The sequence below is a fragment of the Actinomycetota bacterium genome (genome assembly GCA_036280995.1).
In the GTDB taxonomy this organism is placed as follows: Bacteria; Actinomycetota; CALGFH01; order CALGFH01; family CALGFH01; genus CALGFH01.
Genome location: DASUPQ010000828.1, coordinates 1 through 7,739, shown reverse-complemented (window position 1 = coordinate 7,739; position 7,739 = coordinate 1). Strand labels below are relative to the sequence as shown.

The 7,739-nt window shown below is 73.0% G+C and carries 9 protein-coding genes; 5 read left to right on the top strand and 4 right to left on the bottom strand.

What is annotated here, in order from left to right; translation table 11 throughout:
• The 4 genes from VF468_27710 to VF468_27695 all read right to left on the bottom strand — a co-directional run.
• The coding region (locus VF468_27710) for an SRPBCC family protein (GenBank protein HEX5882071.1) at positions 1-563 on the bottom strand (563 nt) is incomplete at its 3' end.
• Positions 560-1,177, bottom strand: coding sequence for a nucleotidyltransferase family protein (locus VF468_27705; GenBank protein ID HEX5882070.1), 618 nt, complete (start codon positions 1,175-1,177; stop codon positions 560-562). The genes VF468_27705 and VF468_27710, both read right to left, overlap by 4 nt.
• The gene (locus tag VF468_27700) at positions 1,178-1,954 is read right to left on the bottom strand and encodes an XdhC/CoxI family protein (protein ID HEX5882069.1); all 777 of its coding nucleotides are present in this window, start codon (positions 1,952-1,954) and stop codon (positions 1,178-1,180) included. It abuts the gene before it with no gap.
• Positions 1,954-2,265 (bottom strand): XdhC family protein, encoded by a 312-nt coding sequence (locus tag VF468_27695; GenBank protein HEX5882068.1) that lies wholly within the window; start codon positions 2,263-2,265, stop codon positions 1,954-1,956. Before VF468_27695 ends, VF468_27700 begins: the two co-directional genes overlap by 1 nt.
• Before the next feature lie 187 nt (positions 2,266-2,452).
• Here VF468_27695 and VF468_27690 point away from each other — a divergent pair, with 187 nt between their 5' ends.
• The 5 genes from VF468_27690 to VF468_27670 all read left to right on the top strand — a co-directional run.
• On the top strand, positions 2,453-2,953 hold the full coding sequence (locus VF468_27690) for a (2Fe-2S)-binding protein (protein HEX5882067.1): 501 nt from the start codon (positions 2,453-2,455) through the stop codon (positions 2,951-2,953).
• Positions 2,950-5,430, top strand: coding sequence for a molybdopterin cofactor-binding domain-containing protein (locus tag VF468_27685; protein HEX5882066.1), 2,481 nt, complete (start codon positions 2,950-2,952; stop codon positions 5,428-5,430). The genes VF468_27690 and VF468_27685 overlap by 4 nt, the downstream gene beginning before the upstream one ends.
• Positions 5,427-6,254, top strand: a complete 828-nt coding sequence (locus tag VF468_27680) for a xanthine dehydrogenase family protein subunit M (GenBank protein HEX5882065.1) — start codon at positions 5,427-5,429, stop codon at positions 6,252-6,254. Before VF468_27685 ends, VF468_27680 begins: the two co-directional genes overlap by 4 nt.
• A 74-nt stretch (positions 6,255-6,328) precedes the next feature.
• Positions 6,329-7,150 (top strand): MoxR family ATPase, encoded by an 822-nt coding sequence (locus VF468_27675; GenBank protein ID HEX5882064.1) that lies wholly within the window; start codon positions 6,329-6,331, stop codon positions 7,148-7,150.
• The coding region (locus VF468_27670) for a hypothetical protein (protein HEX5882063.1) at positions 7,147-7,739 on the top strand (593 nt) is incomplete at its 3' end. The genes VF468_27675 and VF468_27670, both read left to right, overlap by 4 nt.

Sequence of the window (7,739 nt, the reverse complement as noted above, 5' to 3'; positions counted from 1 at the left end):
CCCGCACCCGCCGCCTCCGCCGTACCGGCGCCCGCGCCTGTACCCGTGGCCGCGCCTGTACCCGTGGCCGCACCCGCCGCCTCCGCCGTACCGGCGGCCGCCGGGGTCGATTCGGCCTCCAGGGTGGCGCGGAGGCAGTCGGCGAACTGGCCGAAGAGGCGGGTGGCGACGTCGTTGATGGCACCGCCGCGGCCGAAGGAGGCGACCTTGCCGGTGAGCTGGACGTCGCTGGTGACGTGGAGGCGGGTGCGGGTGTCGCCGGCGGATTCGAGGCGGGTCTCGACGCTGGCCCTGGCCGTGCCCGCGCCCTTGGTGTCCTTGCCGCTGGCGGCCAGGCGGGCGCTGTGGTTGGCCTCGTCGACCTCCTGGACCATGACCTTGCCCTTGTAGGACATGCGCAGCGGACCGAGCTTGACCGCCACCGTGCCCTCGTAGGTGCCGTCGTCGAGCACGCCGGTGAGGGCGGCGCCCGGCATGCACGGCGCGACCCGGGGGATGTCGTTGACCAGGGCCCAGACCCGGTCCAGGGGAGCGTCGACCTCGACCGTGTTCTCGATCTTCATGCCTGCCTCCCGTTGCTGGTCGTGGTGAACAGCCGACCGACCCGTTCCAGGTCGGCTTCGACGTCGATGTCGGCATCGCTGCCGAGGTCGCCGACCTCGACCCGGCGCACCCGGCCCGGGTCGGCGGCGAGCAGGTCGCGGGCGCCGGTGTCGCCGGTCAGGCGGAGCAGGTCGGGCTCCAGCCGGCGATCGAACAGCCTGGGATGGCCGGGCCGGCCGTCGTAGGTGGCCGTGACCACCGGGCCGGCCCCGGCCCGCCAGGCCTCGACCACCCGGGCCACGGCGGCGGCCGGGACCAGCGGCTGGTCGCCGAGCAGGACCACCACCGCCTCCCAGTCCCCCCCGGCCTGGGCCAGGGTGCTGGCCAGGACGTGGCCCATCCCGGCGGCCCAGCCCTCCACCACCAGCGGCTCGGCCCGCCCCAGCTCGACCCGGTCGAGCACCTCGGCGGCCGCCCCCCCGAGCGCGACCACCACCCGGTCCAGCGGGGCCGCGGCCGCCGTGGCCAGGACATGCGCGAGCAGCGGCCGGCCGTCCAGCTCGGCCACCTGCTTGGGCCGGCCCATCCGGGTCGACCCGCCGGCGGCCAGCACGACGCCGAGGACGCCGGCCATCTAGAGCTCGCCCCGCTCCTGGATGGAGTGGACCGGGGCGGTGCGTTCGGACAGGGGCCCGCCGCGGCGGCCGTGGCGGGCCGCGATCACCTCGGCCAGGATCGACACCGCCGTCTCCTCCGGGGACGTGGCCCCGATGTCGAGGCCGATCGGGCCGGAGATGCGGGCGATATCGTCGTCGCCGAAGCCGGCCTCGCGCAGCCGCTCCAGCCGCTCGGCGTGGGCGCGGCGGCTGCCCATGGCCCCGATGTAGGCGACCGGGCTGCGCAGCAGGGCGCTCAGGGTGGGGTCGTCGAAGCGTGGCTCGTGGGTGAGCACGGCCGCGTGGGTGGCGTCGTCGGGCGGGTTGGCGGCCAGGTACTCCTGCGGCCAGGCGACCACGACCTCGTCGGCGTGGGGGATCCGCTCCTTGGTGGCGAAGCGCTCCCTGGCGTCGATCACGCTGACCCTGAAGCCGGTGAGGTGGGCCAGCCGGGCCAGGGCGGCGGCGAAGTCGACCGCCCCGACGATCAGCAGCCGCGGCTGGGGCGCGTACACGTCGAAGAACAGCTCGCGGCCGTCGACCTCGCGGACGGCCGCCTCCTCGGCCGGCAGCAGCTCCCGGGCCAGCCGGATCGCGGTCTCGTCGAGCACCGGGTCGCCGAGGGAGCCCTCGGCCGAGTCGGGGGTGACCAGCAGCTTGGCCCCCAGCCCGGGCCCGGCCACGATCGTGACCAGCGCCCCCCGCCGGTCAGCCTTGACCAGGTCGCGGACCGGCTCCCAACCGAGATCGCCCATCAGGGGAGGGGCTCGACGAACACGTCGATGATCCCGCCGCAGGCCAGGCCCACGTCCCAGACCATCTCGTCGGTGATGCCGAAGGTGACCAGCCGGGCCGGCTCGCCGGCCAGCACCCGGCCGGCCTCCTCGAGCACGGCCCCTTCGACGCAGCCGCCGGAGACGCTGCCCACCCAGCGGCCGTCGTCGCTGACCGCCATCTTGGCGCCCGGCGGCCGCGGCGCCGACCCCTTGACCTTGGTCACGGTGGCCAGCGCGACCCGATGGCCCTCGGCCTTCCATCCCTCGATCGCGTCGAGCACGTCGCGCATCAGCCACCTCCATGTGTCAGACCGCCAAGCATAGCCTCCCTGGAAAACCTCCCATTTTCCAGGGATCCGGCCGATGCTATTGTGCAGCACGTTCGACCATTGTCGGCTGAGCGTCGGCCGGATCCGGGCAGGTCACGGGCAAGCTGCACTCGCCCCTCGATCCGGTCGAACGGGACGGAGGTGGCCCTTGAGGCGCATCGCTTGCACCGTAAACGGCGTCCGGCGCGAGGCTGAGGTCGAGCCTCGCCTGCTGCTGGTCTACTTCCTCCGGGAGAACCTCGGCCTCACCGGGACCAACGTCGGCTGCGACACCTCCTCGTGCGGTGCCTGCACCGTCATGATGGACGGCAAGTCGGTCAAGTCCTGCACCGTCCTGGCCGTCCAGGCCGACGGCTCCGAGATCACCACCATCGAGGCCCTGGCCAGCAACGGCCAGCTCCACCCCCTGCAGGAGTCCTTCCGCCGGAACCACGGCCTCCAGTGCGGCTTCTGCACCCCGGGCATGATCATGGCCGGCCTGGGGCTGATCGAGAGCGGCGCCGGCATGGAAGAGGAGGAGGTCCGCCTCGGCCTCGAGGGCAACCTGTGCCGCTGCACCGGCTACCAGAACATCGTCAAGGCCATCCAGGAGGCGGCCGGCGAGATGCGCCAGGCCGCCCCCGCCGGCGCCCAGGGAGGGTCCGAATGACACAGGTAGCCGAGCCGGAGGCCAAGCGCTGGGTCGGCGGCGGGGTCCTCCGCAAGGAGGACCCCGAGCTGCTCACCGGCCAGGGCCGCTACGTCGACGACATCGCCCTGCCGGGCATGCTGTGGCTGTCGTTCGTGCGCAGCCCGGTCGCCCACGCCACCATCGCAAGCATCGACACCTCGGCGGCCAAGGAGCTGCCGGGGGTGACGGCGGTGTTCACCGGCGAGGAGCTGGCCGAGGAGTGGGCGGCGGCCATGCCGTGCGCCTGGCCGATCGGCAACCGGATCATGCCCGAGGAGCCGACCAGCGACGCCCGCACCCCTGACCACTGGCCGGTGGCCAAGGACCGGGTCCGCTTCATGGGCGAGATCGTCGCCGTGGTCGTGGCCGACAGCCGCGAGCACGCCGCCGACGCCATCGAGGCCGTCGAGGTCGACTACGACGAGCTGCCGGTCGTCACCGACATGATGGAGGCCCTGAAGGACGGCTCACCCGTCATCCACGACTCCTTCGGCTCCAACGAGGCCTACACCTGGGGCCTGTCCAACGGTGACGTGGACAAGGTGTTCGCCGAGGCCCCCGTGGTCGTCAAGCAGCGTTACTACCATCCCCGGCTGATCCCCAACGCGATCGAGCCACGCGGGGTCGTCGTCCAGCCGATCCCCGCCCAGGGCGAGCTCACTGTGTGGTCGGCCACCCAGATCCCGCACATCCTCAAGGTTCTGCTGGCCCTCACCCTCGACATCAACGAGGCCAAGATCCGGGTGGTCGCCCCCGACGTCGGCGGCGGCTTCGGCTCCAAGCTGAACGTCTACGCCGAGGAGTGCATCGCGGTGGCGGTGGCCCGCCGGCTGGGCCAGCCGGTCAAGTGGACCGAGGAGCGCTCCGAGGGCTACCTGGCCACCATCCACGGCCGCGACGTCATCCAGGACATGGAGGTCGCGGCGACCGAGGAGGGCAAGACCCTCGGCTTCCGGGTCAAGCTCTACGCCGACTTCGGCGCCTACCTCCAGCTCGTCACCCCGGGCATCCCGCTCCTCGGGGCCTGGCTGTACCACGGCGTCTACCAGGGCAAGGCCTACGGCTTCGAGGCCACCGGGGTGTTCACCAACAAGACCCCGACCGACGCCTACCGCGGCGCCGGGCGTCCCGAGGCGACCTACGCGGTCGAGCGGATCATGGACGCGCTGGCCCGCCGGGTCGGCAAGGACCCGGCCGAGATCCGCGAGATGAACTTCATCCCGCCGTTCACCGAGGCCACCGAGGTCGTCAGCGGCCTGTCGTTCGACTCCGGCAACTACCAGGCCACGATGGAGAAGGCCAAGCGGCTGGTCGGCTACGACGAGATCCGGCGCGAGCAGCAGGCCAACAACGGCCGCCGCGACGGCAAGCTGCTCGGGGTCGGCTTCTCGACCTACATCGAGATGTGCGGCCTGGCGCCCTCCCAGGTCCTGGCCGCGCTCAAGTACGGAGCCGGCGGCTGGGAGGCGGCCACCATCCGCTGCCACCCGACCGGGAAGGTGACGGTGATCACCGGCACCTCGCCCCACGGCCAGGGACACGTGACCACCTGGTCCCAGATCACGGCCGACGCCCTCGGGGTCGACCCCGACGACGTCGACGTGCTCCACGGCGACACGGCCGTTTCCGCGCTCGGGATGGACTCCTACGGCAGCCGCAGCGCCTCGGTCGGCGGCGAGGCCCTGGTCCGGGCGGCCGAGAAGATCCGGGCCAAGGTCCGCACCATCGCCGCCCACGAGCTCGAGGTCGCCGAGGACGACCTCGAGTGGAAGGACGGCAAGTTCCAGGTCAAGGGCGCGCCCGACCGGGCCAAGTCGGTCCCGGAGGTCGCCCTCACCGCCTGGACCGCCCACGCCCTGCCAGCCGACGTCGAGCCGGGCCTGGAGGCAACGGCCGTCTACGACCCGCCCAACTTCACCTTCCCGTCCGGCGCCCACGTGTGCGTGGTCGAGGTCGACCCCGAGACCGGGTCGACCCGGATCGACAAGTACGTGGCCGTGGACGACTGCGGCACGGTCATCAACCCGATGATCGTCGACGGGCAGGTGATGGGCGGGGTCGCCCAGGGCATCGCCGAGGCGCTGTACGAGGAGGCGCTCTACGACGAGAACGGCACCCTGCTGACCGGCAACATGTCGACCTACCGGATCCCGTCCCCGGCCGAGCTCCCGGGGTACATCCTCGACCGCGAGGTCACCCCGTCGACCACCAACAACCTCGGCATCAAGGGCATCGGCGAGGCCGGCACCATCGCCGCCCCGCCGGCGGTGATGAACGCGGTCGCCGACGCGCTGCGCTTCGTCGGGGTCGAGTTCATCGACAAGCCGGCCTCGGCGGAGAAGGTCTGGCGGGTCGTCCAGGAGGCGCGGGGCAGGGCGCCGGGGGAGCGCGTCGCCGAGGGCGGCGGCACCGGGGCGGCCAGTATGACCCCCGAAGAGGAAGGAGGGACGGCGTGATCCCGGCAGCGTTCGACTACACGGTCGCCGAGTCCGCCGACCACGCCGTCAGCCTCCTCGGCGAGCACGGCGAGGACGCCAAGCTGCTGGCCGGCGGGCACTCGCTGCTGCCGCTGATGCGGCTGCGGCTGGCCGCCCCGTCGGTGCTGATCGACATCGGCCGCATCGGGGACCTCAACTACATCCGCGACGGCGGCGACCACGTGGCCGTTGGCGCCCTGACCACCATGGAGGAGGCCCACTTCTCGGAGCTGCTCCTGCGCGATTGCCCGATCCTGGCCCACACCGCCGGCGAGGTCGGCGACCCCCAGGTGCGCCACCGGGGGACCGTCGGCGGCACGGTGGCCCACTCCGACCCCGCCTCCGACATCCCGACGGTGCTGCTCGCTCTGGACGCGACCCTGGTCGTCAAGGGGCCGGACGGGGAGCGGACGGTGCCGGCGGCCGACTTCTGGACGGGCATCTTCGAGTCCGCCCTCGGCCCCCAGGACCTGCTCACCGAGATCCGGGTGCCCAAGCTGGCCGGCGCCGGCTGGAACTACCAGAAGTTCCACCCCCGCGCCCAGGACTGGGCGATCGTGGGCGTGGCCGCGGTGGCCAGCAACGGCGGGGTCAAGGTGGCCCTGACCAACATGGGGGAGAAGCCCCTGCGGGCCAGCGCGGTCGAGCAGGCGCTGGCCTCCGGGTCCGACCCGGCGGCCGCGGCCGACCAGGTGCTGGACGGCACCAGCCCTCCGAACGACGCCCTGGCCAGCTCCGAGTACCGCAGCGCCCTGGCCAAGGTCCTGACCAGGCGGGCGATCGAAGGGGCACGGTCGAGCTGAACGGCCCGCACACTCCGAGGGCGCCGGGTGACGGCGCCCTCGGCTTCGGTTCCGTCGACGAGCTCGAGGAGGCCCTGGCCGGCCACGCCTACCTGGCCGACCGGGGCCTGGCCACGGCCATTTACCTGGCCCTGAACCTGGGCAAGCCGCTGCTGCTGGAGGGCGAGGCCGGGGTCGGCAAGACCGAGGTCGCCAAGGTGCTGTCGGAGCTGCTCGGCCGCGAGCTGGTCCGACTGCAGTGCTACGAGGGGATCGACGCCAGCCAGGCCCTCTACGAATGGGACTACTCGCGCCAGCTCATCGCCGTGCGCGCCGCCCAGCTGGGCGAGGGCCAGGCCGACCTGTTCGGGCGCGAGTTCCTGGTCGAGCGGCCGCTGCTCACGGCCATCCGGGCCGGGTCGGCCAGCGTGCTGCTGATCGACGAGCTGGACCGGGCCGACGACGAGTTCGAGGCGTTCCTGCTCGAGGTGCTGAGCGAGTTCGCCATCACCATCCCCGAGATCGGCCGGGTCGCCGCCGAGCGGCCGCCGGCGGTGATCATCACCTCCAACCGGACCCGGGAGCTGCACGACGCCCTCAAGCGCCGCTGCCTGTACCACTGGATCGACCATCCCTCGGTCGCCCGGGAGGTCGAGATCGTGCGCGTACGCGCCCCCGAGGTCCCCGAGGCCCTGGCCCGCCAGGTCGCCGAGGCCGTGGCCCGGCTGCGCGAGATGGACGTGGCCAAGCGGCCCGGGGTGGCCGAGACGATCGACTGGTCGCAGGCCCTGGCCTTCCTGGGCGCGACCCGGCTGGAGCCCGAGCAGGCCGCCGCCACCCTGGGCGCGCTGCTCAAGGACCACGAGGACCTGGAGCTGGTCCGCGCCCGCCTTGGCCAGGTGCTGGGGACGGAATGAGCGAGTCGGCGCTGGCCGAGCCTGGCCTGCAGCGGCTGGTCGGGTTCGGGCGGCTGCTGCGCGAGCGGGGGCTGCCAGTGGGCACCGGCCGGATCCTGACCTTCTGCCGGGCCGTGGCCGCCCTGGACCGGATCGACCGCACGGGAATCTACTGGGCCGGGCGGGTCTCGATGGTGGCCCGCAAGCAGGACCTGGCCGCCTACGACGCCGCCTTCGACGAGTGGTTCCCCAGCCAGTCGCGCGACGTGATGGCCATGATCAGCGGCCAGGACCAGCGCATGGGCGGGGCCCCGCCCGAGCTCGAGGTCCTGCTCGACCGGGGCTTCGCCGAGGAGTCATGGGCGCCGGCCGAGGGAGCCGAGGACGGCGAGGGCATCGTCGGGGTGCTGGCCAGCGGGGCCGAGGTCCTCCGGAGCAGATCGTTCGACGAGCTCAACGAGACCGAGCGGCTCCAGGCCGACCACGTCATCCGGGCCCTGGCCGTGCACCTGCCGACCCGGCACAGCCGCCGCTACCGGCCGTCGCCCTACGGGCGCCGCTTCGACCAGCGCCGCACCCTGCGGGCGTCGCTGCGCACCCAGGGCGAGCC